The sequence below is a fragment of the Micromonospora nigra genome (genome assembly GCF_900091585.1).
Lineage (GTDB): Bacteria > Actinomycetota > Actinomycetes > Mycobacteriales > Micromonosporaceae > Micromonospora > Micromonospora nigra.
Genome location: NZ_FMHT01000003.1, coordinates 4,884,293 through 4,910,116 on the forward strand (window position 1 = coordinate 4,884,293; position 25,824 = coordinate 4,910,116).

Sequence of the window (25,824 nt, forward strand, 5' to 3'; positions counted from 1 at the left end):
CATACTCAGGTGCTACCTCTGGCTACGCTCCGCCATACGCTGACTTCACCCAGTGGAGGGAAGGGATTCGGAACTACCGCATGAATGTGAGAATTCATGTAGGATTTCCGGTTTTGCCCAGTGCCTCGGTGCCGCCCGGCATCGGGTGTGCTTCAGTCGTCGACTTACTCCGGTAACGTCCAGTCGGCCGTTGCAGTGACGGGCCGGGGAGACACTGGGGGGTGAAATGGTCACGAAGCGATCCTCATTGGATCCCAAGGCGAGGCCACGCCGGTCGAACGTCGCGGCACAAACGGCCGAAAAGCGGGGGTACGGGGTGCCGAACGAGCAACGCGGCGAACGTGGTCGAACCGGACGGCCGACCGGCCGACGGGGGAGTGGCCCGACAGTGAACGGCCCGACGGCCACCGAGGCCGAGCCGGGCAGTCTCGCCGTCGCCGACCGCCGTGAGCCGTCCCGTTGGCGGCAGCGCATCTCCACCACTCTCGCCCTGATCCGGGCCAACCCCACGGGGCGGGTCGCGTTGAAGGTCGTCGTCGCGGTCGTCGGCGCTCTCGTCGTGACCGTCGGCGTCGCCCTCATTCCGTTGCCCGGCCCCGGCTGGCTGCTCGTCATCGCCGGCCTCGGCGTGTGGGCCGTCGAGTTCCACTGGGCCAGGCGCCTGCTCGCCTTCACCCGTCGACACGTCCAGAGTTGGACGCAGTGGGTGAAGGAGCGGTCGCTTTCCGTGCGGTTAGTGCTCGGTGCGGTCGGCATGGTGTTCGTCAGCGTGGTGGTGTGGCTCTCGCTGAAGTACAGCCTCGGCATCGACCTGGTCGCACAGTTCCTGCGCTACCTGGCGACGACGTGATGCCGCCGGACTGATCGCCGGCCGGGGTGTGTCAGCCGTCGGGTCGCGGCCGGCCCGTTGTCCGATGGTCGACGCTCCGCTGTCGGCGGCACGCGGACCCGGATTTTTGGTCCGGTGCCGCGATCGGGTAGAGTCAGCGGCGCTGAGGGCGATTAGCTCAGCGGGAGAGCGCTTCGTTCACACCGAAGAGGTCACTGGTTCGATCCCAGTATCGCCCACGTAAAGAAACAGCAGTTGAAAGGCCGGTTGGGGGAGTCCCCGACCGGCCTTTCCACTAACCGCCGACGGAGATCATGAGTCGCCGGTGAGTCGCCGCGCACGGGCCGGTCCCAACGGCGTCACCCCGACATCCGCCAGCCGCGCCTGATAGCCGATCTCGAACCCCTGCTCGATACCGTCCTCCCGTGCCCTGCGCACCGCGGCGACGGCTGGGTCGGTCGCCGCGTCCACAGTGGTCGCCAGGATGCCCACCGTCGCACCCTGACTCGATGCCGACGCGTACATGTGGCCGGTCGCCCGGTGCGGTGGGGAGTAGGTGCGCGACGCCGAGCGGACGTGCGACTCCAGGAAGCTGGTCAGCTCCGCCAGCCTCCGGTTCGTCGCCGCCAGGTCCTCGCGCACCTGGTGCACCGTCACGCCCAAGTCCCGGTGCACACGCGCCTCGGCGCGGTCGGCTACGTGGCAGGTCGTCCAGCCGCAGCCGCCGATGCCGAGCGCTGCACCGAGGATGGCGTACAGGCCGTGGGGCAGGTCGATGTGGGTCGTGGAGTCGAACAGGCAGGCCACGCCCGCTCCGGTTGCGGCGATCGTGCCGATGATGATGAATACGGTCTGTGCGGCGCCGTTGCTGCCGGCCGGTTCTCTGTCCTCTTCGATGTCGCTGGTGGTCCCCCTGTGAACTGTCATCGTGGAAGTTTCACGGATGGGACGCGACGTGAGGCAATGGTGACTCGCCGCTATGCGCAGATAGTGAAACTTGAGTGAGCAACGGTTAACATGCCGTTCACCTTCCGGGCCTCCGAGCTGCCCGAACGGCCCATCAGGGTAGACGGAATGTCATGCGGTAGCGGTGCGCCGGATACAGGTCCATGAGCCCGTCCGGATGGATGACCACCAGCAGCGGCACACCCTCCGGCACCGCGTACACCCGACGCTCCTCCGGTGTCGGCTGCCGGGCCGACACCCACTCGCCCGGCTCCACCCACACCGTCTCCGGCTCCACCGGCACCCGCACCACCACACCCCGGCCCCGGACCGCCTCGGCCAGGCCCTCGCTGCGCAGCAGCTGCACCGCCGCGCGAGCGGTGACCAGGCTGACGCCGTACTCCTGGGACAGCTGCCGCTCCGACGGTAGCCGGTCGCCGGGCTTGAGCTGCTCAGACGTAATCCGGGCACGCAGGATCGCGGCCAGCTCGTTGCGGCCGACAGGGTCCTGCCCCGGGTACACCACGGGCGGAGGGTAGACAGCAATCTCGACCTGTCCGGACAGGTACCCGAGTACCTGTATCCGATGCTTTTCGTTGACCCTTGCGTTACCGTCCGAAGTGGCGGCCCGCCGGGGTAGAGGCCGGCAGGGCCGCCGCCCAGCCCTCTACCTGGGAGACGTCATGGAGCCGACCATCGGCGAGCACCTCGCCCGCATCCGCCGCCAGTCCACCCTCACGCAGGAGCAACTCGCCGACCGTGCTGGTGTGTCCGTGGAGACCGTCCGCAAGCTGGAGCAGGGGGAGCGCACGTCCGCCCGCATGTCCACGCTCAAGTCCCTTGCCGGCGCGCTCGGCGTGCCCACCACCGCGCTGATGGGCAACGCCGCCCAGGCCGTCGACCGGCGCGAGCCCGACGCCGCACCGATCGGCCTCGTCGGCGTCCGGCGTGCCCTCACTCCCGTCGCTGGTCTCGACGGACAGCCGGTCGCCGCCACCACCGCAGCCGAGCCGCCCACCGTCAACCGGGTGCGCCGCTCCGTGCTCGCCGCGAACACCATCTACCACGCCAACGACTACGCCGCCGCCATCACCCTCGTCCCCAGCCTGCTCGCCGACGCCCGCGCCCTCGTCGACGCCACCGACGGCGACGCGCAGCTGGCCGCATACGCCCTGGCCTCGCAGGCCCACCAGCTCGTCGGGCGGCTGCTGATCCAGCTGCGGCAGGTCGACCTCGCGCACGTCGCCATCACCCAGGCGCTCGATCACGCGCGCCGCAGCGGCGACCAGGTGGTGGGCGCTGCGGCCGTCGCACCGATGTGCTGGCTGCTGCTGCGTCAGGCCCGCTTCGCTGAGGCCGAGGCCCTGGCGGTGCGGACCGCCGAGCAGGTGGAGCCGCGGCTGTCCGCGGCGTCGCCGGCCGAGCTGGCCTCGTGGGGGTTCCTACTCATGAAGGCGGCCTCGGCGGCGGTGCGCGACGCCCGGCACGACGACGCCCGCGACATGCTGGACCTGGCGGCGGCCGGCGCGCACCGGCTCGGCGGCCGACCGAACCCCAACGCCGACGTCATGGGCAACGACTTCTCGACCGAGGGCGTGCACCTCATGCGGGTCGAGGCGGCGGTGATCGCCGGCCAGCCCGACCAGGCGCTCGCCCTGGCGCAGGAGGTGCACCGCTCGCCGCAGGTCACCCCGTCGTCGCGGCAGCGGCACCGCCTGGACGTGGCGTGGTCGCACGTAGAGCTGGGCCAGTACGCGGACGCGACCGGCGTGCTGCTGGAGTTGCGGGACCGGGCTCCGGCGTGGCTGCGGCAGCAGCGGTACGCACGGGAGATCGTGCGGTCCATCGCGGACGGCCGCCGGCGGGCGATGTCGTCGGAGCTGGCGGAGCTGGCCGCACTGGTGGGGTGCACCCCCTGACTGGTACGTAACGTACGACAGTCGCGACCGTCTGGTGATGGTGGTACGTGAGGTACCTGGGTACCTGACTTCACTCCCGCGACTCTGAGGTCAGGGCGTCGTCACTCGCCGCACACGGCGTGCGGCCGGGACGCCCCCCTTGGAGGGAGGCGACACCACCATGCGCACCATCCGTGCCGCGCTGCGCTGGCTCACCCGCCGGCCCGCGCCGCCTGTCCCGCCGGGCACCGCGCAGCGGATCCAGGACCGGGAGGCGACAGCCGCCAAGGCCCTGATACTCGCCCACGCCCGTGCCGCTGAGCACCGCTACGGCGGGACCGCGCGGTGAGCATCGACATCACGCCCGGCACCCGGGTGTCCGTGCGCCCTCACGAGTGGCAGCCCACCCCCGGCATAGAGGGGCAGACGTGCCACGACCTCAAGGTCGTGTCCGTGCACGACAACCCCGACGACTCCCGGTTCGCGTGGGTGCGCGCCCACGGCATCGACTGCTCGTGGCCCACCGCCGACTGCACCGCGCCGTGGTGCTGGGAAGTGCTGGTGTCCGTCGACGTCCTCGCCGCCGTCGCGGCCGGCACCCGATGATCCTGGCGCCCACCCCCGCCGAGACGCACGCCTGGTGGCGGACCCTGCGGGAGCACCGTCCCCGGGCCAGCCGGTCATGTCCACACTGCGGCACCCGACGCTGCCGGCCGTGGGTGGAGGCGTTCACCGAGCTGATCGCCCACGACCTGTACCACCTCGGACCACCCCCCACCGATGACCGGCCGCAACCCGTGGTCGGCGCACGAGAGGAGCAACCTGATGGAGCAGCGGACCTGGAAGCGGCCGATGCGGTGCGACAACTCCAGCCCCAACTGCGTGGAGGTGTCCGCCACGCCCGCCGGTGACCGCCTGGTGCGCGACAGCAAGAACCCGTCCGGGCCGGTGCTCGAGTTCACCGCAGACGAGTGGTCGGCGTTCGAGGGCTCGATCCGTGCGGGCCAGACGTTCTGACCCGTCGCCGCAGCACGTACCGAGGCCGGCTCCCAGGGTGGGGCCGGCCTCGGCCGCGAAGGCGTCGAAGTGCCTGGGCTGCGCGGACAACATCCTCGATCTGCCGCACCAGTGCGGTGGGGACCGGATCCCGGTGGAGGAGCTGGGCTGGTACTGCGACTGCCCGCAGCCGTTGTGCCGGCGTGCGCAGGCCGGCGAGTACCCGCCTGAGCGGACGGCGTACGCACGGAAGGGCAGGGTTGGCGGTAGCACATCTGCGGGTTGATCGGGTGGCTGTCCACAGGGGCGGGGTTGTCCACAGGGCCAGGTTCGGCGGGTTGCCGGGCCTGGCCTTCGTCGTGCACGGTGGACGGGTCGGCGCGGCCACTCTCCGGGCTGCCGGCCACACCCGCGCGGTGGTGGGGCGGCCCCGGTCAGCAGGCCACCGACGGTCCGGGCCCGGACCCCCCGATCTTGACTTGCGCCGCCCGCATTAGTGTCGTACGTTTACCCCCGTGAGCGAGGAAAGACGCCGACCGGGACGACCGGCCACCGGCCTCACCCCGCAGCTCAACGTCAGGGTGCTGAAGACCGTGCAGGATGCGGCCCGCGCCAAGGCAGAGCAGCGCGGCGAGAAGTTCGCCGACGTCGTCACCAGGCTGCTGAGGCAGTACACCGAGCAGCCGGACTGATTACCCACAACAGAAGACGGGCCCGGCAGGTGCGCCAACACCTGTGCTCCGGGCCCTTGATCAGGAAGTGAGTCCTGACCCGTGCACATCATCGCGCACGTGTGCCCTCGCACGCACACCACCCCGCACCGACGCCTCATCGCCGGCTACGTCGGCCCCGCCTCCGGCCTCCGCACCGCCATCCTCACCGGCACCGCCCTCGGCTCGGCCGCCGGCGCCCCGCTGATCACTGCCGGTGGTGCCCGATGAGCGACTTCTACCGCGAGCAGTACAACCTCTGGGCCGAGCTGGCCACCAACGCGGCCGGTGCCCGAGGCGGCATCGGGGCAGTCCTCGGAATGCTCGACAAGGGCCAGATCACGCCGGAGCAGGCCGTGGAACTCATCCGGGGCTCGATCGCCCAGTGGGAGACGGCCGACAAGGCGACCCAGGACAGCCACGCCGGTGGTGCCCGATGAGCCAGGCAGTCAAGGCCGCCATGCTGGCCACCCGGGGCCTCGGCAAGAACGAACGCGCCGTCGCCATCGCCATCGCCGCCCACACCAACACCGCCGGCGACGCCTGGCCGTCCGTGGCCACCATCGCCGAGTACGCCGACTGCTCCGAGCGCACCGCCCAGCGGGCCATCGCGAAGCTCATCACCCTCGGCCGGCTCGCCTGGCGGAAGGTCGCCGGCATCGCGACCCGCGTCTACCGGCTGATCGTCCCCACCGAGGGGGTGCCATCCACGGGCCCGGGGGTGACAAACGGAGGCACCGGGGTGTCAGAACCGGCCGCCGGGGGTGACAGCCAGGGTGACACCCGAAGTGGTGAAGAGGGTTTGAAGGGGAAGCGCGCTGGCGCGCGGGACTGGCGTCGCTGGATCCCGAAGAGCAAGCCCGGCACCGCCTGGGGCGAGCGCCGCGGTGCGGCCCTGCCTCCGCCGGCCGGCGGGGACCGGTGCACCCGACCCGGCCACGTCGGCCAGCCCGCCCACCGGTGCATCCCCTGCCGGGCCGAGGCGATCGGGGCCGTGCGATGAACCTGCTGCGCCGCCGGCCCACCGCCGAGGAGATCACCGCCGCCGCCCGCGCCGAGGACGAGCGCCGCCGCCTCGCCGTGGCGTTCGCCCGGGACCAGGCCGCCGCCGACCAGGCCGAGCAGCGCCGCGCCGAGAAACGCCGCCGCAAGGCCGCCGCGAAGGCCCGCGCCCGCCGCATCGCACGGCTGCGCCGCTGGGCCGAGGCCGCCCGCACCGTCGGGCCGCTGCTGCTCGTCAACACCGCCGCCGTCGGAGGGCAGACCGCCTACGCCTTCACCCGCACTCCCGAGAGCCTGCCGGCCCCCATCCGGCTCACCGTCGCGCTGATCTACGCCGCCACCGTCGAGTCGATCAGCCTCTACGTCAACTGGCACGCCCACGACGCCTTGATGAACGGCGCGACCGGCACGGCCGCCGAGATGCGCCGCCGCTCCTACGGCATCGCCGCCATCGTCGCCGCGATGAACTACAGCCACTTCGACGGCGAGAACTGGGAGCCCACCCCGTTCGCTGTCGGCTCCGGCATGGCGTCGCTGCTGTCCCCGTGGCTGTGGGGCCTACACACCCGCCGGCAGCAGCACGTGCAGCTACTGCGCAAGGATCTGGTCGACGAGACCGGCGCGGTGTTCGACCGGAAGCGGCGCAAGGCGTTCCCGATCCGGACGTGGAAGGCGGCGCGTTGGTCGATCGAGCACAACGAGCGTGATCCGCGCCGGGCGTGGGACGGCTACCACGCCGAGCGTGAGGCGCGTCGGGCCGGCTCAGCGCCGGCCGGTCGGCTCCGCGCCGCGTGGGCCGCTCTGCGCGGGCGCACCGCCGAGCCGGCCGCCGCTGAGCCGGCCCCGGTTGAGCCGGCGCACCGTGAGCCTGAGCCGCTGAGCCTCGACGACCCCGAGGTGCTCGCCGCCGCGAAGGCCCGCCTCGACGCTCGCGCCGCCCGCGAGCGGATCACGGCCGGCGCGGCCCGGTTCCGGATCGCCCACACCGATCCGGCCCGGCTGGTCGACCTTGAGGCGGGCGGGCTGTGGGACGTGGTCGACGCCACCGATGAGCCGGCTCACGTGCGCCGCGCCGTCGCCGCCCAGCAGGCCCGCCCGGTGACGGTCACCGCCGTGGTGCCGGACCCGGCCCCGGACGCGCCGGCTCAGCCGCCGGCCAGCCCGGAGCCGACCACCGTGAGCCGACCCGCGCCGCGCCGTGAGCCGGCCGACGACGCCCGGATCCGCGAGGCGTACGAGCGGCTCACCCGCGATCTGGGCCGTGAGCCGAAAGGCCCGGAGCTCGGCGCAGCAGCCGGAGTCAGCAAGGCCACCGCGAACCGCTGGAAGAAGAACCGGCGCACCGCGACTCAGTAAGTAGCCCCCGGGGCGCGGCTCACGCCTGGACAGCACGCCGCGCCCCGGGCCCCCACCTCAGAAAGGCAGGACCACCATGATGACGCACGACCCCGCGAGCCCCACCGGCCCGCGCCGATACTGGCTCAGGATCTACGACGGCCGGTACGAGGTACTGCACCACCGCCAACACCTCGTCACCCTCGACCTCGACGCGCCCGGCATCGACGGCATCCTCGACCAGCACCTCCAGCAGCTCACCCGCGCGGCCCTCGCCGACAACGAACCGATGGACGCCCCGCGTCTTGAGGTGTGCGACGTCGCCACCGGCGCGGTGGTCATCGACCGGGCGGGGATGTGACCATGCTGCTCGCACCCTCACCCTCACCCACGCCCTCACCCACGCCCGACCCGCACACCCCGGCGGCCGTCGAGTACCTCATGTCCCCGACGGCGGTGTGCATCGTGCTGCTCCTCGCCCTGGTCGTCGATTACATGAGCATCGGCCCGAACAGCATCCGCGACCGGATCGCGTTCCTGCTCGCCGTGTCGGCGGTCCGCGAGGGCTTCAACGAGTCGCCGCTCGACGAGTGGACGGTGGAGCGGCTGCGCGACATCATCCAGACACTGCTCGACGCCACCGGCGGAGCCCGCATCGCCGGCGCCAGCATCAACCTGCTCATCGGCGCGATGGTCGGTTTGCTGTGGATCTACGTGATCGGCTGCATGCTGCCGGTCAAGCTCGGCAAGCGGCTGGGCCGCTTCGCGACGATCCAGTTCCGGGCGTCGCCGCTGTACCGGCTCAACCTGCCGCTGTGGATCGCGGCGATCCTGCTCGGCCTGATGTCGGACCTGCCCGGCGGGGTCGTCGGCGACATCACCCGCACCCTCCTCGACATCGTGACCGCTCTGGTCGCGCCCCTGCCCGCCTGGCTGTTCGGAGACGCCTGATGACCACGACCATGAGCATGACCGTCGCTGCCGCCGAGACGTCCCGAGGGTGGGGTGGCCCTCTCGCCATCCTCGCCGCGCTCGTGGTGTTCGGGCTGATCGTCGGCACCGTCGAGTGGAGGAACAGCGGCCGGGACGCCCCCTCCCCCACGGGTAGTGGTGTGGCCGGTGTCGGTGTCAACCCGCAGGTCAGCGGCGGTGTCGACACCGATGACACCGACGCTGACACCGGCTGGTGGGGCAGCATCCGCACCGTCGGCGGCCGGCGGGTCCGCGTGGTCGACCACGACGTCGACGACGACCAGGACGACGACGACGACCAGGACGACGACGACGACCAGGACGACGACGAGGAGCAGCCCACGATGGAGGACGTCGTCGACCAGATGGAGGCCGCCGGCAAGAGCTACATGCAGGTGGTCCGGCACCTCCAGGACGAGTTTGGGGTGTCCGACTCGACCGCCAGGCGCGCGATCCGGAACGCCCGGGCGGCCCGGGAGGAGTAGCCCAGACACGCAGAAGCGCCCCCGCCCGGCCGTGAGGCCAGAGCGGGGGCGCTGTGTTGTCTGGTCGGTGCCGCCCGGGACGTCACCGGGAGCACCGCGCGAACGATCTTACCGGGCCGGTACGGCAGGCGAACGCGAGCCGACACCGTTGCCGGACACCGCCGGGGCCACCGCCACACCGGCCGCCGTCAGCCCGGCCAGCACCAGCACGATCCACTCCCCGGCGTCCAAGCCGCCCAGCACCGTGGTCGCCAGCGCCTGGAGCACCGCCAGGACCACCGCCACCGCCGTCTTGCCCCACCGGTACTGCGGCGCCAGCGGCACCAGGTACACGCCGATCGCCGTCGCCGCGGCGATGGCCACCTGCACCGTTTCCTCCGCGTCGACACGGTTGTCGCCGCCGAGCGCGGCGTACAGGGCCACGAGCACCGCACCAGCGATGGCGGCCAGCGCCTTGCCGTACTTCTCCATCAGGTCTCCTAGGGTTGAGTCATGGCTGGTCAGCCGCAGATGCGGGAAGCGGGGTGGCTGTACGGGGACGACCCGTACGTCCCGCTAGCTCATGTGCGGCTGGAAGAACGCATGGACGGCAGCGGGTGGGACATCTACCTCGCCGACCCGGCGTCCGGGCCCAGCCAGCACGTCCGCTACCCCGACGAGGCGGGGGCCCGCGCCGAGCTGGAGCGGCTATACGCCGCCGGCCGTGAGTACGGCACGTGGAAGATCGTCGGCCCGGAGGCCGGCTGACCGCTACGGGCGGCCGGCGGGCTCCCGGTCGTCGTGCTGGGCCCGGTGCAGCAGCACCGACCGCCACACCACCTGGCCGACCAGCAGCCCGAACACCAGCAGCGTGACCTGGTCGCGGCCCGGGTAGTCCGGCCACAGTCGCGCCGCCACGATCAGCCCGAGCAGCACCCCGAGGGTGCCGGTGAACTCCATCAGGTGCCGGCCGCCCGGGTTGTGTCGCCAGTCGCCGCCAGTGAGCCACTGGTATGCGGCCACGAAGTACAGGCAGGCCGCGAGGCCCAGGACGGCCAGCGCGGTGCCGACGTGACGGATCATCTCGACCCCCGCAGTGCTCGGTTGATCATCGGGCCGAAGTGGTTGCGGCGACGCAGCGCGTCGACGCGCTCGGTGACCTTGTCGACCGCTGCGTCGTCGGCGCGGGCGGCAGCCAGGGACCGGCGTGCCTGCTCCAGCTTGCCGCGCGCGTCGATGGTCTCCGGCGACGGCCGCCGACTGCGTCTACTCCACCACCGCATCGCCGCCCGCCTCCCTCGCCAGGGACTGGAGCACCTGCACCGACATGTCGCCCTGGCCGAGCAGCCGGCTGACCTGATCACCACGTACCCGAAGTTCGGCGTCACGAGTCTCCAGCGCAGCCTCCAGGAAGGCAATCCGCTCCGTCTTGTCCCGGATGCGGTCCTCCAGCACCGACCGGGGGATGAGCCGGCCGAGGAGGATCAGCACGACGACGAGGCTGAGCAGTCCGACGGGTCCACCCTGGGCGACGAGCGCGGCGAGGGGGGCATCCAGCACCGCCGCCTACACCTGGTGCGGGACGGCGGCGATGACCTCGCCGGTGATGGCGATCCGGGTCGGGGTCGCACCGGGCGGCCCGGCGGGCCCGGGCTCACCCTGCGGACCAGCCGGTCCGGCTGGACCCGCAGGCCCGGCCGGTCCAGCCGGGCCCTGCGGGCCGGGCTGACCGGAGGCGTGCCGCTTGGCCAGCAGCACCTGCAGCGTCACGTACGCCGCAGGGGTGTAGCTGTCGCCGGAGGTCACCTGGTTGCCGGCGGCGGCACGGGCCGCCGACAGCGCCGCCGCCGTCTGGTCTCCGTAGTGGCTGTCGATCGGGCCGGGCGAGTGGCCCAGCTCGGCGAGGAGTCGCTGGAGCGCCTCGACGGCTGGCCCTCGGTCGCCCTTCTTGCAGAACATGTCGTACCCCCCAGTGTCGGTGCCCGCGATCAGGGCGGCCACACGCGTGCGGAACGCGTCCATGTCCACCCCGTGCGGATCTGACTTGGTGCTGGTCTCGCCGGCGGGTGCCGGCCACGGCTGGTGCTCGCGGTGCGCGGCGACCCGGGACGCCGCCCAGCCCATGCGCCGGCAGATCGCCGCGACACCACGCTGGTAGGAGTCGAGCTGCACCCGGCTCCACGGCTCGCCGCGGTTGTCGTTGGCGGCCTCGACGCCGATCAAGTTGGTGTTGCCCAGGCCGCGCAGCGGGCCGGCCCAGCCGACCTTGGCGTGGTTGCAGCGGCCAGCCGCGATCACGTGCCACACTCCGGACCGGGACAGGTACAGCTGCGCGATCGGCGGCGGCGCGGACGTCGACCCGGTCAGCAGAACCCGGATCTCCCCAGCGTCGGTGCTGCTGCGGCTGCCGGCGGTGGCGTGGCAGATCAGACCCCTCGGCTCGAAGGTGGCCGAGCCGAGGGCACGCCAGCCGGCCACCTCGGCCACGGCCAGGCCGTCAGCGCGGAGCACATCGGCCAGCCATGTCAGTCGAGCCATGCTCATACCTCCGGTCGGGATCACGACTGGCCACGGACTTGACGGGCATCGACCCTCTACTGTCGACCCGAAATCCCCGTGACCTGGAAGGACACTCATGAAACGCGGCAGCATCGCGGCCCTCGTGGCCGGCCTGGCCGTCACCGCCGTCGCCGGCGGATTCGTCGGGGCGCGGCTGGCCGCTCCGGAGCCGGACCGGGGTGAGGTGGTGGTGCGTACCGTGTCCGACGAGGGCGTCGAGCAGACGGCCCCGGCCGAGCCGACGGTCACCGCGACGAGCATCCCGTTGCCCACCCGCACGCCGGCCGCCAAGCCCACCAGCGGGAGGACCACCGTGACCGAGCAGGACACCACCAGCAGCAGTGACGAGACTGAGCCGGTACCCACGCCGACGCGGCGGACCACGGGCACCGGCACCGCCGACATTCAGCCCGACCCGCTGCCTACGCCGTTCCCGCAGCTACGCCGCTGCTACGACGGCCAGGGTGCCGAGATTCCCTGCACCCGCTAGACCGCAAGCGCCGACTCCACGCCGACGACCGTCAGCACCCGGACCCCGATGCTGCCGCTGCCGGCAGTCCGGCGAGCTTGCATGGCCAGGGTGCGCAGCGACCCGAACGGGTAGATGCCCGGCGTCGGGGCTGGACCGATGGTGGCGTAGGTGTACTGCCCTGCCGTCACCGACAGCACATCGCCCACCTGCACGCCGTCCAGCGTCAGCCGTACCTCACCGGTGGTGGAGCCGTCATCGGCGCGCACCAGCAGGTAGGCGTGCAGTGCCGGATGCTGCACCGGCCACAGGCCCGATGCCAGGTCCACGAACGTCGACGAGGTGGTGGTGGCGGTGGGTACCGCCACTTCCCCCATCGGCACCGGGATGTACGGCCTGGCCAAGCCTCGTCCGGAGGCAACATCGTCGGTGACGATGTACTGACCGGCCAGGTCGTACAGAGCCACGAAGCCGGTATCGCCGCCCTCGCCAGTGCCATACGCCGCGAACGCCAAGGCCCCACCAGCCCGCCGCAGGACAACGCCCCGCTGGCCCGTGTCCGCGTTCAGCCCGAACCAGGCGATCGACCGGCCATCCTCATCGACCACCCGCAGGGCCCCGCCATCTTTGATGACGAGGCCGCCGCGCCCGATCGATGCGGATTCCAGTCGGCGGGCTGCGTTGAGCTGTTCGACCTGCTTTTCCAGCTCACGGAGCCGCCGCATGATGTCGCCGGACGAGACCGCGTTGTCGCCGATCACACCCACCGCTCAGCTCCCTCCTGGTGACCACAGGACCGGCCGCACCCGCCCGGCTTGCATGTCCAGCTCCCAGCCGATGACGCGCCCGGATCCGGTGGTGCCGTCGGGGTGGCGGTGGCCGCGCAGCTCCCAACCCACGTCGTCACCCAGCCGCCAGTCCACACCGAGGCGCGGGTAGGCGTCCCAGCGGGCATCGATCTGCCAGGTGAGCGCCCCATCCCGCCGTAGCGCCAGCTCAGCCACGGCGTGCGCGTCGAGGGTGTCGGTGTCGGTGATCGACGTGGAGGGGGTGTACCGGTACTCGTAGCGTGGCCAGCCGGCCAAGATGTCCACGGCCGGCGTCGACTCGGGCCGAGCATCACCCTCGCCGCTGCTGGTGGCGATGACGTGGTTGGCGCCGCGCCGATCCGAGTAGTCCTCGACCAGGGTGTAGCGGGCATCCGATGCGCCCTGCGACGACCAGCCGGACGTCCAGACCGGCGGCTTCGACGCCTCCGCGCCGATGCGGGTTCTCAGCCGCAGGATCTTGGATACGGCGGTGCGGGTGGAGTCGACCCAGTCGAGGTCAATCGTCCACTCCGGTCCACCCTCCACCGCCATCAACTCCCGCAACCGCGAGTACACGGTCGCATCAGCGTCGGACGTGTACGTGCGGTCCCGCAACACCCCGGTCAGCGGTGCGTCCACGGCCAGGCCGATGCCGTCGACCTGCGCGTCGGCGATGAGGCCGGCGGCGATGACCGCCTCATCCTCCTGGATCCACTCGTGCGCGCCCACGTACCGGCGGTCCAGGTACGCCTCAAGGGTGGCGCACGACAGGTCCAGCCGCCCATCGGTGCCGCCCCGCCGGCTGATTACCGCGCCGGCCCACTCGGGGACGTCGTTGACCACCGCGACGACCATCGTGACGCCCGGCTGGGTGGCCTCGACCGCGACCGCACCGATCGCGGCCGGGCCGCCGACCGGGATGGGGATGGACAGGGACGTGGTCGTGTAGGCGCCGAGGACGCGGGAGACGCGGCCGGTGACGTCGGGCAGCTCGGCGATGACCTGACCGGTGACGAGGTCGCAGCCCAGCCACCGCACCTGGTCGGCGATCGACGACGGGGTCTGCGGTGGGACCGGCTCCCCACCCGGGTCCGGTGGTGGCTCCGGCTCCGACCCGGTGAGGACGGTGAAGGTGTGCGCCCGCCAGCGCACCGAGTTGATGTAGCCGGCGCACGTCACATCGATCTGCGACCCGATGTCGGCGATCGTCACGAGGCCGTACTGACCGCGCGTCGCCGAGTAGCCGAGGTCGTAGAACTGGGACAAGTTCGACGGCGACGGGGTGGCGTCGACCGGCGCGACGAGGAACATGGGGAAGCCGCCCCACAGGTTCGACGCGCCGGTGTCGATGCCCATCGCGTGGGTGTCCGCGCCCAGCATCAGCATCCGGTCCAGCCACCCGTAGTCGCCGAACATCTCGACGAGTTCGGCCCGCTCGGTCGAGTAGCCGCCCCACGACTGCACGCCCTCGGCGGGGTGCTGCGCCCACCGGATCTGGTGCAGCACCACGAGCAGCTCGGCGTCAGAGTCGGCGAGCTGTCCGGCCAGCCAGTCCTTCTGCGCCTGGCCGAGCATCGTCTTGGAGGAGGTGTCGGGGTCACTGGCCGGGGAGCGGTAGTAGCGGGAGTCCGTGGCCACGAACAGCACCCGGCCGACCTGGAACGAGTGGTAGATCGCGCCGGACTCGGGCAGGTCGTAGTGCGGCACCCGCTCCCGATACACCTGCGCCGCGTTGCTCTTGTTGGCGTGGGTGGTGTCCCAGTCAGCGGGCCCACCGTCGTGGTCATCCCAGATGTAGACGAGCTGCCGGTTGCGGTACAACGACGCCTGGTTGGGTTGCAGCAGCACGTCGTCGTAGCCGCGCCGGTAGTTGGCGAGGCTCGCCCCGCCGGTGATGCCGTGGTTGCCGCTGCCCAAGTCGTAGTAGTGCATGTCGCCCAGGTGCGCGGTGAACAGCGGATCGTGGCCGTCCACGTTGGCGAACGCCGGGTGGTTGGACTGCTTGTTGCTGTTGAGGACCGCACCGACACCCGGACTCGCCGGACTCAGGCCCGCGTCACCGATCGCCGCGAACGTGATCGTTGCCGGCTCACCCAACGGCGGGTGGGTACGAACCCTGCCCGTCGGCGCGTCCGGCGCTCCGTCCAGTTCCAGCTGCCACCAATACTGCGTGCTGGCGGCCAGTCCCGTGGCGGCGATCGACACGACACCCTCAGCGGTGGGGACCGCCGGCCCGTAGTAGGCCGGCGACCCGAAACCTGCGTTGTCGGCGACGATCAGCCGCACCGACGACACACCCGACACCCGAGCCCGCACCCACGCCGACGAGGGGGTGACCGCACCCACCCAGGCGTTGATGACCGGCATGTCAGGCGATCCAGCGCGTGATGCTGACCCTGCGGTTGGACACGGTGCCCGTGCCGGCAGTCACCCTGTGCAACAGCTGCACGTTGTAGGCGGCGCCGGCCGTCAGCCCGGTCACGCGGGTGTGGTAGTCGCCCTGCGTCTCGCCGATACTGGTCGACGAGGTGGTGGGCTTGCGGTAGCGCACCGTCTCCGCGTCGGAGGCCGTTACGATCGGGTTGCCGGAGCCGACAACGTTACCGTCCCGCACCTGCATCCCCAGGAAGATCGTTTCATCGCCCGTGGCGGAGATGCGGACCAGCCCACCCCAGGTGATCAGCACCGCCCCCGACGCCGGGGCCACGAAAGACGTGCCGAATGACGTGCCGGTCTCAAAGCTGGTCGACGTGATCCCGGTAACGTTGCTGCCGGACCCGGCGTAGCCGAGCGCGTACGGCTCGAACGCTGCGGCGTACGCGGCAGCCGACGCCACCGCCACCCAAGCCGACCCGGACCAGCGGTACAGGGTGTCGTTGTCCCACCGGTCCGCGTACGCACCCTCATGCAGGCCGGTGGTGGGCAGGTCGCCGGACACCCGCACCGGCAGAATCCCACCCGTCGCCACGACGAACGGGGCGCTGTAGGTGAGCACCGGGTCACCGCCGCCGGTCGCCGGCACGTCGATGGTGCCCAGCCGGAACGTGCCGGCGGGGACGGACGGTTCCACCGGTGATCCGGCGGCCGTACCCGTCAGGTACACGGTGTCGGCGTCCCGCTCACCGGAACCGTCCTCGTCGTTGTCGCGCACCCGCAGCACCACGATGTCCTTGCGGGGCTGCGCGCTGGCGGCCGGCACCGTGTGCGTGTGCGACGGCAGCTGCACCAGGTACGGGCCCTGCGTCGTGGACGACGCCGGGTACGCGACCGCCTGGAGGTGCTGCACCGTCAGCGTCGTCCCCGACAGGGACAGGGCGTCCGCGCCCGCCGGATGCACACCGGAGCGGGCCCCGAACCGGTCGGACGTGCCAGCATGCGACAGGACCACGCCCTGGGCGCGACGCAGCTCCGCCGCGGTGTACGACGGTGAGCCCCCACTTTCGTTGATCCACAGCGGATCGGCTGCCATCACCACCACCCATCCCGCCACAGCACGGTGACCGTGCCGTCGCCCTCTTCCGCCGCGGCGAACCGCAGCGAGCTTGTCCCTGGTTGCAGCAGCGGGAAATCACCCACCGCCTGGCCGCGCCTACTGGCGGCCAGGTCGCCATTCAGCAGGACTGTGCGGGCCTGCGTGTCGATGTCCAGCCACTGCCCGTCCGGCACCGTCAGATCGATCCGCAGCGACGTGGTCACGTCGTCCGGGTCGGTGATGCTGATACGCGGCTGCACGACCGGCCCGTCGACCCGCAGCCTCAGCCCCACCTCGGCGGTGCCCGCGTTGGTCAGCTCGTCGATCCCGCCGGTCTGCGTCGCGCCGATGGTGAACGGCGCGGTGAACGGCAGGGTCAGCCCGCCCGTCCACGTCGGCAGCCCGACTGGCCCCACCTCGTGCTCGACCGAGCTGTAGATCATCGGGTCCAGGGCGACGAACGCGCACCGCACGAAGGCCCGGCCGAGGCCGAGCAGGTCGGTGCGCGGCTCGGCCATCCTCGGCCGCCCCCACAGCAGGTACTCCCGGCCGCCCAGGCGGAACGTCAGCGGCAAGTCGGTGTGCGACGCCCGAAACGCTGCCGCCAACTGGTGGCGGGCGTCGATCACCGCACCGACGTCGTTCGCGCCGACGTCGATCAGGACGGTCATCGGCACCACCCGTTCGGCCTGCCATTCCACCCCGGACCAGCCGCCGTGCGCCCACGCCCGCGCGCCGCCCTGGTCGGCGCGCACCGTGGTCGCGAACGGGTTGGTGTCGTCCATGACCCGGTAGACCGTGCCCGGCCCGAGGACCAGGTCCCGGAGCTGCCACTGCCTCTCGTCGAGCGCCATCACACCGCCCCATGCATGGCCAGCTCCTGCTCCACCTGCCGCAGGCTGAACCGGTCCGTCCACGCCTGCACCGTCATCGACTCGACGGTGACGCCGCCCCGGCCGCCGCCGGCACCGCCCGCCGCCGCCGAGGACCCGACCACCGCCAGGCGGGCGCCGGCGTTCGCTGCCTCCAGGGCGGCCCGGTTGCGGCGGGTTGCCTCCACCGTCGACACCCATTCGCCCCGGGTGCCCCAGAGCGGCACCGCGTCGTACCCGTGAGGGCCCACGATCTCCCCGCCGCCGGCGTACCGGTTACCGACCGGCCCGCCGAGAGCGTTGAACTCGCGCCGGCCACCCCTGGCGGTCTGCTGTTCAGTGATCAGCCGGGTCCGCACCTCGCGGGGGATCTGCCGCAGCCAGTCCACGTACGTGCGGATCTGCGACGTCGCCCCCGACAGGCCAGGCGTCTTGATGTGCGTCGCCGCCTGGGACGGGACGTCGTCATACGCCTTGGCGTAGTCGCGGACCTCGGACTTGGTCAGCCCGGCCTGCGTGGCCTGGCGGACGAACTGGTCACGCAGCTGCTTCGTCTTGGTGGCCAGCTCGTCTGTGGTCGCGCCGGTCTTGGCGTACTCGACGATCTGCTCCGTGTGCGCCTTGATCAGGCTCCGCACGTTGTCCCGGTTGGTCAGCGCCGCCTCGCTGTTGCCCTTGAGGCTGCCGCCGTTCTCCTTCGCCGCCTCGGTCATGCGCCTCATCGCCCGCACAGCCGCGTCCTCGGCCTCCTCCAAGCCGAACATGGTGTCGAGGGCCGCCTTGAGGGCCTTGTCCAGCTCGTCGACACCGGCCGTCAGATCCTCCGCCGCACCGGCGGTCAACCCGAGGCTGGTCGCCAGCTGCCGCGTTGCCGGGTCCAGATCATCGACGGTCTTGACCTGACCCTGCATCGACTCGGCCAGCTGGTCGTGCAGCTCGCGGGCATTGTCCAGGTCGCCGCCAAGCTCCCGCATCGCCTCCCGCACCGACGTGGCCGACTTCGTCTGGTCGTTCATCAGGTCCGACACCAGCGACCCGGTCACCTTGTGCTCGTCCAGCTTCGCGTTGACCCGGGCCACCGCGTCGGCCTCACCGAGGACCGCCTGCGTCAGATCCGCCGCCGAGATGCCCAGCTCTCGCGCCTGGTCGATCACGCCGCGCTTGGTCAGCTCGTTGGCCACCCACAGCGCCGTGTCGCGTGTGACCGCCCCCGACTGCTCGTCGAGGGTGTCGGTCAGCTCCCGTGCCCGCCCCCGCGCCTCCGCCTGCGTGAGCGCGAAGCTCGTCAGCAGCACGATCGCCCCACCGATCGCCAGCCCCCACGGCCCGGCGAGGAACGACCCGACCCGGCCCAGCGCGCTGTTCGCCGCCACGGCGGTCGCGGCCAGCCGGCCTTGCGACGCGGCGAGAGTGTCGATCGCGCCCTTGTACGCGGCGATCTGCGGTACCGCCAGCAGAGCCGCACCGCCCACCAGCAGCAGCGTCGCCGCGGTGGCCGCCAGGATGGCCAGGACCGCCTGGACCGGGCCGGGCAGGTCCGCCAGCAGCCCACCCAGGTTCCCGACCAGGTCAGCGGCCTCACCGACGGCCGGTAGGAAAACGTTGCCGATGTCGATCGCGAAGTCGTTGAGCTGGTTACGGGCGATCTGCATCCGCGACTCGACCGTCGCGTACCGCCGCTCCGCCTCCTCCAGCAAGGCGGTGTTCTCGTCCCAGCCCCGGTTGGCGATGCTCAGCGAGCGGGTCACCAGGTCCCCGGCGCCGGCGAGACGCAGCAGCGCATCACGGAGCAGGATCTCCGACATGCCCAGGTCGGCGAGCGTCTTGAACACGTCGCCGCCGGCGGCCTGCATCCTGCCCAGGCCCTGAATGAAGGCGGCGGTGGCGCCGGCCGCGTCTTCCCGGTACGCCTGCGCGTACTGCTCCGCCGACATGCCGGCCAGCTGCGCGAACGTCTCCAGCCGGTCACCGCCGGACCGGACGGACTCCTCGATGATGATGAACGCCCGGGAGATCGCGCTACCGCCCGCCTCGGCCATCACACCCACCGACGACAGGGCCGCGGCGTAGCCGAGCACGTCCGCCTCGGACATCCGCACGGTCTTGCCGGCGCCGGCGATCCGCAGCGACATGTCGACGATCTCTTGCTCGGTCGTCGCGCTGTTGTTGCCCAGCTCGACGATCGTGGCGCCCAGGCGGTCGACGTCGTCGGGCGCCGTCTGCATGATGTTCATCAGCCGGGCCAGCGCGAACGCTGCCTCTTCGCTGGTCAGGTTGGTGGCCACCCCCAGGTCGACCATGACCCGGGTGAAGTCGACGATGTCCTGACGGGCGATACCCAGCTGCCCGGCCGCCGCGGCGACACCCGCGATCTCCTCGTGGGTCTGCGGCAGGGTGCGGGCCAGCTGCCGCAGCTCGCCCTCCAGCTCGGCAAGCTGCTCTGGGCTGCCGTCGATGACCTTCGCAACGCCGGTCCACGCCGACTCCCAGCTGATGGCGGCCCGGGTGGCGATCACGAGCCCGGCCCCGATGGCGGCACCGGCCGCGAGGAACGTGGTGCCGACCTCGTCCATCGCGGCCTCGACGCGGGCCTGCTCCGCCTCCAGCCTGACCAGCTCCCGCTCCAACGCCCTCGCGCTGGCCTCCGCCGACTTGAAACCCTTCTCGAACTGGCGCGGGTCGGCGCTGAGCCTGTAGCTGAGATCCTTGTCCACGCAGCGGCCCCCCTCGGTCAGTCGCGGCGCTCCAGGCGCACGTACGTGCCGCCACCGAGCGGCTTGTCCTTGATCCGGTCCCGCTCGGCCTCCAGGACCTCGCAGCCCCGACAGCGGGCAACCGCCGCGGTGTACGCGTGCTGGTGGCCGCCGTGCTCCGCCGACCACTCGTCGGGCCTGGTGCCGCACGACCGGCACCGCGTCCGGTCCCGCACGTACTGCCAGATCGCCTTGTCCCGGTCGTCCTTCGACCAGGCCAGGAACGTCGAGTGCGGGATCTGGTAGGCGCGGCAGACGTCCAGCTCCAGCGCTAGCTGCGGGTCGTCGTCCAACCTTTTGGGAGCACCACCGGCTCCGCCGCGCGGCCGGTCAGGTTGATCGCCATGCACGCCGCCCACAGGCCGCGCACCTCGCCGGCCGACATCCGGGTGCCGAGCATGCTCGCCCAGTCGTCCGGCGACATGCCGGCGTCCGGAGCGGAGGCGGCCAGCAGCGCCGGCTGGAACGTCTCGACGTTCCAGGCTGGCCACGGCGGCACCGGATCACCCGCCGCCCGGGCCTTCTCCCGGGCCACCTTCGCCTCCGCCATCTGCGCCTCGGTCGGCGGATGCTCGGCGGTCAGCGTCTCCACCGTCACCGTGCCGGACAGCGGCAGCGCCCGCAGCACGATCGTCTCGTAGCAGCCGTCCAGCTCCGCCTGTGCGGCGTCGACCTCGGCCAGGGCCTCGTCGAGGCCCCGCTCGGCGAGCCGCGCCTGCCGGGCCGCCGCCGCCGCCCGCTCCAGCCGCTGGCGGGCCTGCTCGGCCCCGTCGACGTCGACGAGCAGCCGGTACGGCAACGTGGGGCGGGAGCGGCCCATCAGCCGCTCCCGCTGCCTGCTCTTGCCCACGATCAGGACGCCGGGCCCGGCACGACGACGTCCTCGGCCCAGTCGTTGATCGCGAAGTCCACCATGACGCGGGCGCCCTCGCTGCCGGCGACGTCCACTGACGGGGTCACCGCGCTGACCTCGACGGCGAACACCCGCATCGACTGGCCGGCGACGTCGCCGCCGTCGAGGATCACGATGTGCGTGCGGTCGCCGCGCTGGATGACCGTCCGCACGTCCTCGGTGTCCTGCGAGGCGTAGAAGCTGATCTGCGCGTCGCCGGGGTTGATGCGGCCGGAGATCCTGCCCGTCTTGCGGGTGCCCAGGTCCGGCACGGCAACCCGGTCGGTGGACACCTCCCACCCGGTCAGCGCGGCGATCTCCGGCGTCAGGTCCACCGACGTCTCGTGGTCGAGCTCGTCGCGCTCGGGCGCGGCCAGGTCGACGATGTCCGGCACCAGGTAGACGGCGGTGACCTCGGGACTGATGTAGCGCTGCGTCGTCGGCAGAGGCTGCGGGGCCATGTTCTCTCCTCAGTTGAATCCGTGGCGTCGGGCCGCAGCCTCGACCACCTTGACGATCTCCTCGCGGACCGCTGCCCGCTTGGCCTGGGCGGCCGGCTCCAGGAACGGCCTGGTCCGCTGCGCATACCAGCGGTCCCGGTTGCCGAAAAACGGGTGCCGGAAGACGTTGCTGCCGGTGATGCCCTCGTACGGGCGGGCGTGCGGCGCCTTCTTCCGGTTGACGGTGATGACCACGCCCTGGGCGCCGCGCCCGTACAGCACCTTGACCTTGATGGCGCGGGGGATCCGCGACGACCAGGAGGCGCGCCCGCGGGCATCCTGGGCGACCCGCTCACCGACCGCCTTGAGGGCCGGCCGCAGGTCACGGCGGACATCACGGGGGATCTGCCGCAGGTCGACCACCACCCGGCCGAACGCATCTCGACCAACAGCAGGCACGATCAGTCACCTCCTGGCGTCAGGTTGCTACCGTCCAGCGGATGACCGAGCCGACCGGACGCCGGATTCCCAACGCGCCGCTGGCCGCCGCCTGCCTGCTGTCCGGGCTGGCCGCTTTCCTGTCCTTCGTCTGCGGGGCAGAGGTGCTCGGCTGGATCCTCACCGTCGTCTGCGTCGCGACGGCGATCTGGTGGCTCAGCCCCGGTGACGCCAGGCGAGGGTGAACCTCACCTCACACACCCGACCCTCACCGGCCTGACGCACGTCGGCGGTCTGCGACACCGCCGACCGGACGATCCGCGCCGGCAGGCCCGGCTCGATCGCGCCACCGAAACGACGGTCGGACCGGACCAACTCCTGAATCGCGTCGATCAGGGCGTACGCCCCCCGGCGGGCGTCGGCAGTGGCTGTGCTGCCGCCGCAGCGGACCACGACGATGCACGGCACCTCGACGTCTTCGTACTCCTGCCGGGACAGCTCCGCGTACGAGACGACCACGCTGGTGTCCTCGTCCTCGGGCAGCACGCCGATCGCGATCATCCGGTCGGAGCGCTGAGTGGGCCAGCCGTCGGACACGGCCACGCTGGCCTCGCGGACCGGCTCCAGCAGGGGGATCTCCCGGGCGAGGTAGTCCAGGGCGGCCGGAATGCTGCTGCCCATCAGAGCACCACCGGCCCGCGCTGGTCCGGCTGGAGGCGCTGAATCACGGTGTTCGGTACGAAGAACCCCAGCCGCAGGTTGCCCTGGAGACTCGCCTCCAGGCCGCCGTTGCCGAAGTCGTCCCCGCCGCCACCGTCGAACGCCGAGTAGTTGCCGCCGGCCTGAGGACGCCAGTTGATCCGGATCAGCTCCAGCGTCGCGTCCACGATGTTGTGCGGCACCACCGACTTGCCCGCCACATACATGACCTCGACGTTGCGCAGCCCACACGGCCACACACCGGACCGGCGGGCCAGCAGACCCGACGGCGACCACGTGTAGTCCCCGGCGTCGACCGCCTGCCCGTCGACGAGCACCTCCGCCACCTCGAGAACGGGAGGCCGCTCCAGGATGATGTGCCGGCCGCCACCCGACGCCGTCTCCGTGACGGTGCGGCGGGCCACGATCCCGACCACGTCCTCCACCACCGCGCTGGCCGAGAGGATGAAGCCCCGCAGCTCCTCGTCATCGGTGGTGTCGGTCGCCGGGATGTTCAGGTGCCGCTTCGCGTCGGCCAGGCCCACGATCGCCGTCCACTCCGAGTCGACCACGTTGACCACGTCGGCGTACGCGGTGGCCGGGTCGGTCGTCGTCCACGACACGACATGCCGGCCCGGCGCGGTGGTGACGAAGTCGTGCTCCAGCAGCCCGGAGTCGTCCGACGGCAGCGTCACCCCCGGCGTGACCACCGTGCCGTCGGGCAGCTGGATCCGCAGCGTCGCCGTCGCCGGGTCGGCCGGGTCGCCGGCCGCGTCGCGGACGAGGTGCCGCAGCCGGACCGTCCCTCCCACGTCGACCATCAGCTCTGCCTCCTCAGCTCCCGGACCTGCCGGGCGTCCGCCCGCAGCCCGCCGCGCCGCCACCGCTGGTAGGCCCGGCGGTCCCGGTCGTACTGGGCGCGGCCGTTGACGCGCCGGTACTGCTCGTCGTCGACGCCTTTGCCGGCCACCGGATGCATGTGCTCGACGACGACGTCCGGCAGGTACCGGATGCAGCCGGCGGCGCGGCCCAGTTCCAGCACCGCGTTGTCGCAGTAGAGGTGCTCCACCGGTGCCGGCACCATGCGGCCCAGCGCCTGGACGATGTCGGCGGTCATCGCCCACTGCGTCGGTAGCCGTTCGCCCTGGTAGCCGTCGTCGCCGTAGACGATGCCGGTGCCCATCTGCCGCAGCTCGTCGACGTACCGCTTGGCCCAACCGGGAGTGCGCGGCAGGTGGTCGTCGCCGGCGAATCCCAGGGCGAGGTAGTCCGTTGCCAAGCCGACCGCTACCCGGTCAAGCTTGTGGACCATCGGCAGCCAGCGAACGATCGTCAGCATCAACGACTGGGCCGATGCCTGCCTCTCGTACGCCGCATGGTGGGGGTCGTCGCCGTCGATAGCGAACGCCAGCCGTGCGTGGGCGTACGCGTCGGTGGCCTCCCACGTCTCCACCAGCCGGGCAACCGACTCCGGGCGGCCACGCGACGGCACGATCACCAGCAGGTCAGCCACCAGACACCACCTCGTCAGGGTCGATACCGACATCCACCGCCAGCCGGCGGGCCGCATCCGCCAGGGCCGGCCGATGCACCGCCCACACCGGCTCGTGACGGACCCCCACCACCTGCCGCATCTCCTCGTGCCGGTTCAGCCGCTGCGGCACCGACCGGACCGCCTCACGGGCCGGACGACTACGGGCACCCGCCCACCGCAGCAGCCGGTACGCCTGCCGGGCGTCGAGGTCCTCGATGCGGACCACCCGCGCGGCGCGGGGCAGCGCCGCCCGGGTGAGGTGCAGCCACATCGACAGCGCCCGGTCCGCCGGCGTCGCCTCCTCGTACACCTGCGGCGCCCACTGGCGTAGCGGCCGGTGCGTCGGGTTGTCGACGTCGACTGTGAAGAACCCGATCTCCACCCACGACCGGACCACCGCCAGGGGATGCCGCACCAGCAGCACCACCGGGAGCGGCAGCGGAAGGTGCGGCACCGCCATCCACGACGAGTCCGCCCTGAGGCCGGCTGGCCAGATCGGTGGGCCGTCGGCGTTGTAGACCTGCTCGTGACCACACCGCACCCCGGCGGCCGTGAGCAGCGTCGCCAGGTACTTGGTGCCGCAGCGACCCGACCCGGTGACCACGAACCTCACGACGACGACTCCGGATGCCACGCGAAGTGCGGATGGTCGACGACCGGCCGGGAACCGACCGACTGGAGCCGCTCCGGGTGCTGCCACGCCGACCCGGCCGGCGAGTACAGGTAGTGGTAGAGCACCCGGGGGATGTACTCCTCGGTGCGTAGGTGCCGGCGTACCTGCGCCACCCACACCCGGTCCTCCGCCCAGCCCTTTCGCGTCTTGCGGAAGTCGCCCCGCAGGGCCAGGTCCCGGCGGATCGGATCCAGGTGCGTGACGTCGCGCAGCAGGCCCCGGACGCGGTCGCGGTGCCAGCGGCGGTGCCGCAGGCTGTGGTCGCACACCTCACGCAGCTCGCCGTCGACGTGGTAGGCCACGCGGAACCCGACGTGATGCGGCCGGCTGGCCAGCGCCGCCACGATCGCGTCGACGAAGTCCTCGACGACCAGGTCGTCGTCATCGACGAAGCTGACGTAGTCGGTGCCGGCGTCCAGCATCAGCGTCTGCCGGATGTCGGTCAGGCGGGGTGTGCCGTTGTTCCACCAGGCCAGCACCCGCACCCGACCCTCGTGCGGGTCGAGCTGCGGCAGCAGCACGTCCAGCAGCCGGCGGAACAGGTCGCCGCGTTGGCCGATGGTCGGGATCAGGATCGACCAGGTCGGCCCGTTGGTCACTCGTTGTCGCCAGCCGGCTCGACGCCCTGCTCCCGCAGCGTGGCGATGATCGCGTCACGGCCGAGGGCAGACCACGATTCCAGAGGAGACCTGGTCACCTCGGCCGCGTACTTCCGCCACGCATCCGCGCCTGACCCGGGCCCCGACATCGGCGGCCGCCCGCTGCCCTCCGGCGTCGGGATGGGAGCGCCGCGCAGCTCGCCCGGTGCCGCCGTGGCCTGCTCGATGCCGCTGCCGCCGGGTGCCCCGCCGCCAGCGCTGTCGAGGTCGTAGTGCACCCGCAGCGGCTGCCACATGCGCGGATTCCTCCCCACCAGCGGATGCCCAGCGCGGGCGATCGTCACCCCACGACGGATCGTGTGCCGCCGCCCCTCGTACATGATCACGCCCGACGTACGGGCCACCACCAGGTCGCTCACCGCGAACCCCCTCCAGGTAGACCCGGCCGGCACTCTCGGGGAGCG

38 protein-coding genes and 1 tRNA gene are annotated in these 25,824 nt (G+C 71.8%); 17 read left to right on the top strand and 22 right to left on the bottom strand.

Going from position 1 to position 25,824, the window contains the following annotated elements; genetic code table 11:
- The first annotated feature begins 226 nt into the window (after positions 1-226).
- Positions 227-850, top strand: coding sequence for a TIGR02611 family protein (locus tag GA0070616_RS21280; RefSeq protein ID WP_091085988.1), 624 nt, complete (start codon positions 227-229; stop codon positions 848-850).
- A 146-nt stretch (positions 851-996) separates the two neighbouring features.
- A tRNA-Val gene (locus GA0070616_RS21285) sits at positions 997-1,068 on the top strand.
- Between the two features lie 73 nt (positions 1,069-1,141).
- On the opposite strand, the gene GA0070616_RS21290 is transcribed toward GA0070616_RS21285, so the two are convergent.
- Together GA0070616_RS21290 and GA0070616_RS21295 are read right to left on the bottom strand one after the other, a co-directional pair.
- Positions 1,142-1,756, bottom strand: a complete 615-nt coding sequence (locus GA0070616_RS21290) for a hypothetical protein (RefSeq protein ID WP_091086021.1) — start codon at positions 1,754-1,756, stop codon at positions 1,142-1,144.
- Positions 1,757-1,889: 133 nt separating this feature from the next.
- A complete protein-coding gene (locus GA0070616_RS21295) occupies positions 1,890-2,300 on the bottom strand; it encodes a winged helix-turn-helix domain-containing protein (RefSeq protein WP_217628217.1) in 411 nt (136 codons plus the stop codon).
- Between the two features lie 157 nt (positions 2,301-2,457).
- Between GA0070616_RS21295 and GA0070616_RS21300 the strand changes: the two genes are divergently transcribed.
- The 12 genes from GA0070616_RS21300 (at position 2,458) to GA0070616_RS21345 (ending at position 9,172) form a co-directional block, all read left to right on the top strand.
- Positions 2,458-3,693 (top strand): helix-turn-helix domain-containing protein, encoded by a 1,236-nt coding sequence (locus GA0070616_RS21300; RefSeq protein ID WP_091086028.1) that lies wholly within the window; start codon positions 2,458-2,460, stop codon positions 3,691-3,693.
- A 160-nt stretch (positions 3,694-3,853) separates the two neighbouring features.
- The gene (locus GA0070616_RS28260; protein WP_175440149.1) at positions 3,854-4,021 is read left to right on the top strand and encodes a hypothetical protein; all 168 of its coding nucleotides are present in this window, start codon (positions 3,854-3,856) and stop codon (positions 4,019-4,021) included.
- Entirely contained in the window at positions 4,018-4,278 is a 261-nt protein-coding gene (locus GA0070616_RS21305; RefSeq protein ID WP_091086032.1) for a hypothetical protein, read from the top strand. Before GA0070616_RS28260 ends, GA0070616_RS21305 begins: the two co-directional genes overlap by 4 nt.
- 219 nt (positions 4,279-4,497) lie before the next feature.
- Positions 4,498-4,689, top strand: a complete 192-nt coding sequence (locus GA0070616_RS21315; protein ID WP_091086039.1) for a DUF397 domain-containing protein — start codon at positions 4,498-4,500, stop codon at positions 4,687-4,689.
- A 494-nt stretch (positions 4,690-5,183) separates the two neighbouring features.
- Positions 5,184-5,360, top strand: a complete 177-nt coding sequence (locus tag GA0070616_RS28265) for a hypothetical protein (RefSeq protein ID WP_175440150.1) — start codon at positions 5,184-5,186, stop codon at positions 5,358-5,360.
- A 99-nt stretch (positions 5,361-5,459) separates the two neighbouring features.
- Positions 5,460-5,609 (top strand): hypothetical protein, encoded by a 150-nt coding sequence (locus GA0070616_RS28270; protein ID WP_175440151.1) that lies wholly within the window; start codon positions 5,460-5,462, stop codon positions 5,607-5,609.
- Positions 5,606-5,818: a hypothetical protein gene (locus GA0070616_RS21320; protein ID WP_091086043.1), complete on the top strand. Its 213-nt coding sequence runs from the start codon at positions 5,606-5,608 to the stop codon at positions 5,816-5,818. Before GA0070616_RS28270 ends, GA0070616_RS21320 begins: the two co-directional genes overlap by 4 nt.
- Entirely contained in the window at positions 5,815-6,381 is a 567-nt protein-coding gene (locus tag GA0070616_RS21325; RefSeq protein ID WP_091086048.1) for a helix-turn-helix domain-containing protein, read from the top strand. Before GA0070616_RS21320 ends, GA0070616_RS21325 begins: the two co-directional genes overlap by 4 nt.
- Complete coding sequence (locus GA0070616_RS21330; protein ID WP_091086051.1) at positions 6,378-7,736, top strand: hypothetical protein; 1,359 nt, start codon at positions 6,378-6,380, stop codon at positions 7,734-7,736. The genes GA0070616_RS21325 and GA0070616_RS21330 overlap by 4 nt, the downstream gene beginning before the upstream one ends.
- Positions 7,737-7,812: 76 nt before the next feature.
- Positions 7,813-8,076 carry a hypothetical protein gene (locus tag GA0070616_RS21335; protein WP_139128952.1) on the top strand — a complete coding sequence of 88 codons (264 nt, stop codon included), beginning with the start codon at positions 7,813-7,815 and terminating at the stop codon, positions 8,074-8,076.
- Positions 8,077-8,078: 2 nt separating this feature from the next.
- Entirely contained in the window at positions 8,079-8,666 is a 588-nt protein-coding gene (locus tag GA0070616_RS21340) for a hypothetical protein (RefSeq protein ID WP_139128953.1), read from the top strand.
- Entirely contained in the window at positions 8,666-9,172 is a 507-nt protein-coding gene (locus tag GA0070616_RS21345; protein WP_091086058.1) for a hypothetical protein, read from the top strand. Before GA0070616_RS21340 ends, GA0070616_RS21345 begins: the two co-directional genes overlap by 1 nt.
- Before the next feature lie 108 nt (positions 9,173-9,280).
- On the opposite strand, the gene GA0070616_RS21350 is transcribed toward GA0070616_RS21345, so the two are convergent.
- Positions 9,281-9,643: a hypothetical protein gene (locus GA0070616_RS21350; protein ID WP_091086061.1), complete on the bottom strand. Its 363-nt coding sequence runs from the start codon at positions 9,641-9,643 to the stop codon at positions 9,281-9,283.
- Between the two features lie 21 nt (positions 9,644-9,664).
- Between GA0070616_RS21350 and GA0070616_RS21355 the strand changes: the two genes are divergently transcribed.
- The gene (locus GA0070616_RS21355; protein ID WP_091086064.1) at positions 9,665-9,919 is read left to right on the top strand and encodes a hypothetical protein; all 255 of its coding nucleotides are present in this window, start codon (positions 9,665-9,667) and stop codon (positions 9,917-9,919) included.
- Positions 9,920-9,922: 3 nt separating this feature from the next.
- On the opposite strand, the gene GA0070616_RS21360 is transcribed toward GA0070616_RS21355, so the two are convergent.
- Genes GA0070616_RS21360 through GA0070616_RS21375 form a run of 4 tightly spaced genes read right to left on the bottom strand, consistent with a single transcriptional unit; the run spans position 9,923 to position 11,689 of the window.
- Complete coding sequence (locus GA0070616_RS21360) at positions 9,923-10,234, bottom strand: putative phage holin (protein ID WP_091086068.1); 312 nt, start codon at positions 10,232-10,234, stop codon at positions 9,923-9,925.
- Positions 10,231-10,434 carry a DUF7620 family protein gene (locus GA0070616_RS21365; RefSeq protein ID WP_091086071.1) on the bottom strand — a complete coding sequence of 68 codons (204 nt, stop codon included), beginning with the start codon at positions 10,432-10,434 and terminating at the stop codon, positions 10,231-10,233. Before GA0070616_RS21365 ends, GA0070616_RS21360 begins: the two co-directional genes overlap by 4 nt.
- The gene (locus tag GA0070616_RS21370) at positions 10,418-10,711 is read right to left on the bottom strand and encodes a hypothetical protein (protein ID WP_091086075.1); all 294 of its coding nucleotides are present in this window, start codon (positions 10,709-10,711) and stop codon (positions 10,418-10,420) included. The genes GA0070616_RS21365 and GA0070616_RS21370 overlap by 17 nt, the downstream gene beginning before the upstream one ends.
- Positions 10,712-10,717: 6 nt before the next feature.
- The gene (locus tag GA0070616_RS21375) at positions 10,718-11,689 is read right to left on the bottom strand and encodes a peptidoglycan recognition protein family protein (protein ID WP_175440152.1); all 972 of its coding nucleotides are present in this window, start codon (positions 11,687-11,689) and stop codon (positions 10,718-10,720) included.
- A 97-nt stretch (positions 11,690-11,786) separates the two neighbouring features.
- Here GA0070616_RS21375 and GA0070616_RS28275 point away from each other — a divergent pair, with 97 nt between their 5' ends.
- Entirely contained in the window at positions 11,787-12,200 is a 414-nt protein-coding gene (locus tag GA0070616_RS28275) for a hypothetical protein (RefSeq protein ID WP_175440153.1), read from the top strand.
- Here the strand turns inward: GA0070616_RS28275 and GA0070616_RS21380 are convergent.
- Genes GA0070616_RS21380 through GA0070616_RS21420 form a run of 9 tightly spaced genes read right to left on the bottom strand, consistent with a single transcriptional unit; the run spans position 12,197 to position 21,876 of the window.
- Entirely contained in the window at positions 12,197-12,946 is a 750-nt protein-coding gene (locus tag GA0070616_RS21380) for a hypothetical protein (RefSeq protein ID WP_091086081.1), read from the bottom strand. The genes GA0070616_RS28275 and GA0070616_RS21380 overlap by 4 nt on opposite strands.
- Positions 12,947-12,949: 3 nt before the next feature.
- Entirely contained in the window at positions 12,950-15,355 is a 2,406-nt protein-coding gene (locus GA0070616_RS21385; protein ID WP_091086084.1) for an alkaline phosphatase D family protein, read from the bottom strand.
- A gap of 1 nt (position 15,356) precedes the next feature.
- A complete protein-coding gene (locus GA0070616_RS21390) occupies positions 15,357-16,457 on the bottom strand; it encodes a hypothetical protein (RefSeq protein WP_139128954.1) in 1,101 nt (366 codons plus the stop codon).
- Entirely contained in the window at positions 16,457-17,314 is an 858-nt protein-coding gene (locus tag GA0070616_RS21395) for a phage distal tail protein (protein WP_091086091.1), read from the bottom strand. Before GA0070616_RS21395 ends, GA0070616_RS21390 begins: the two co-directional genes overlap by 1 nt.
- Positions 17,314-20,046, bottom strand: coding sequence for a phage tail tape measure protein (locus tag GA0070616_RS21400; protein WP_091086095.1), 2,733 nt, complete (start codon positions 20,044-20,046; stop codon positions 17,314-17,316). Before GA0070616_RS21400 ends, GA0070616_RS21395 begins: the two co-directional genes overlap by 1 nt.
- 17 nt (positions 20,047-20,063) lie before the next feature.
- A complete protein-coding gene (locus GA0070616_RS21405; protein ID WP_091086099.1) occupies positions 20,064-20,378 on the bottom strand; it encodes a hypothetical protein in 315 nt (104 codons plus the stop codon).
- Complete coding sequence (locus GA0070616_RS21410) at positions 20,357-20,935, bottom strand: hypothetical protein (RefSeq protein ID WP_091086102.1); 579 nt, start codon at positions 20,933-20,935, stop codon at positions 20,357-20,359. The genes GA0070616_RS21405 and GA0070616_RS21410 overlap by 22 nt, the downstream gene beginning before the upstream one ends.
- A gap of 2 nt (positions 20,936-20,937) precedes the next feature.
- Positions 20,938-21,438 carry a phage tail tube protein gene (locus GA0070616_RS21415; protein ID WP_091086106.1) on the bottom strand — a complete coding sequence of 167 codons (501 nt, stop codon included), beginning with the start codon at positions 21,436-21,438 and terminating at the stop codon, positions 20,938-20,940.
- Positions 21,439-21,447: 9 nt separating this feature from the next.
- Positions 21,448-21,876, bottom strand: coding sequence for an HK97 gp10 family phage protein (locus GA0070616_RS21420; RefSeq protein WP_139128955.1), 429 nt, complete (start codon positions 21,874-21,876; stop codon positions 21,448-21,450).
- Positions 21,877-21,917: 41 nt separating this feature from the next.
- Here GA0070616_RS21420 and GA0070616_RS21425 point away from each other — a divergent pair, with 41 nt between their 5' ends.
- A complete protein-coding gene (locus tag GA0070616_RS21425) occupies positions 21,918-22,100 on the top strand; it encodes a hypothetical protein (protein ID WP_091086112.1) in 183 nt (60 codons plus the stop codon).
- On the opposite strand, the gene GA0070616_RS21430 is transcribed toward GA0070616_RS21425, so the two are convergent.
- From GA0070616_RS21430 to GA0070616_RS21455, 6 genes are read right to left on the bottom strand one after another with little or no spacing between them, the layout of a single operon-like run.
- Positions 22,072-22,536 carry a hypothetical protein gene (locus GA0070616_RS21430; protein ID WP_091086116.1) on the bottom strand — a complete coding sequence of 155 codons (465 nt, stop codon included), beginning with the start codon at positions 22,534-22,536 and terminating at the stop codon, positions 22,072-22,074. The genes GA0070616_RS21425 and GA0070616_RS21430 overlap by 29 nt on opposite strands.
- Complete coding sequence (locus tag GA0070616_RS21435) at positions 22,536-23,375, bottom strand: hypothetical protein (protein ID WP_091086119.1); 840 nt, start codon at positions 23,373-23,375, stop codon at positions 22,536-22,538. Before GA0070616_RS21435 ends, GA0070616_RS21430 begins: the two co-directional genes overlap by 1 nt.
- On the bottom strand, positions 23,375-24,067 hold the full coding sequence (locus GA0070616_RS21440; protein WP_091086124.1) for a hypothetical protein: 693 nt from the start codon (positions 24,065-24,067) through the stop codon (positions 23,375-23,377). Before GA0070616_RS21440 ends, GA0070616_RS21435 begins: the two co-directional genes overlap by 1 nt.
- On the bottom strand, positions 24,060-24,701 hold the full coding sequence (locus GA0070616_RS21445; RefSeq protein ID WP_091086128.1) for a hypothetical protein: 642 nt from the start codon (positions 24,699-24,701) through the stop codon (positions 24,060-24,062). The genes GA0070616_RS21440 and GA0070616_RS21445 overlap by 8 nt, the downstream gene beginning before the upstream one ends.
- Positions 24,698-25,360 (bottom strand): hypothetical protein, encoded by a 663-nt coding sequence (locus tag GA0070616_RS21450; protein WP_091086131.1) that lies wholly within the window; start codon positions 25,358-25,360, stop codon positions 24,698-24,700. The genes GA0070616_RS21445 and GA0070616_RS21450 overlap by 4 nt, the downstream gene beginning before the upstream one ends.
- Positions 25,357-25,779 carry a hypothetical protein gene (locus GA0070616_RS21455; RefSeq protein WP_139128956.1) on the bottom strand — a complete coding sequence of 141 codons (423 nt, stop codon included), beginning with the start codon at positions 25,777-25,779 and terminating at the stop codon, positions 25,357-25,359. Before GA0070616_RS21455 ends, GA0070616_RS21450 begins: the two co-directional genes overlap by 4 nt.
- Positions 25,780-25,824: the final 45 nt, after the last annotated feature.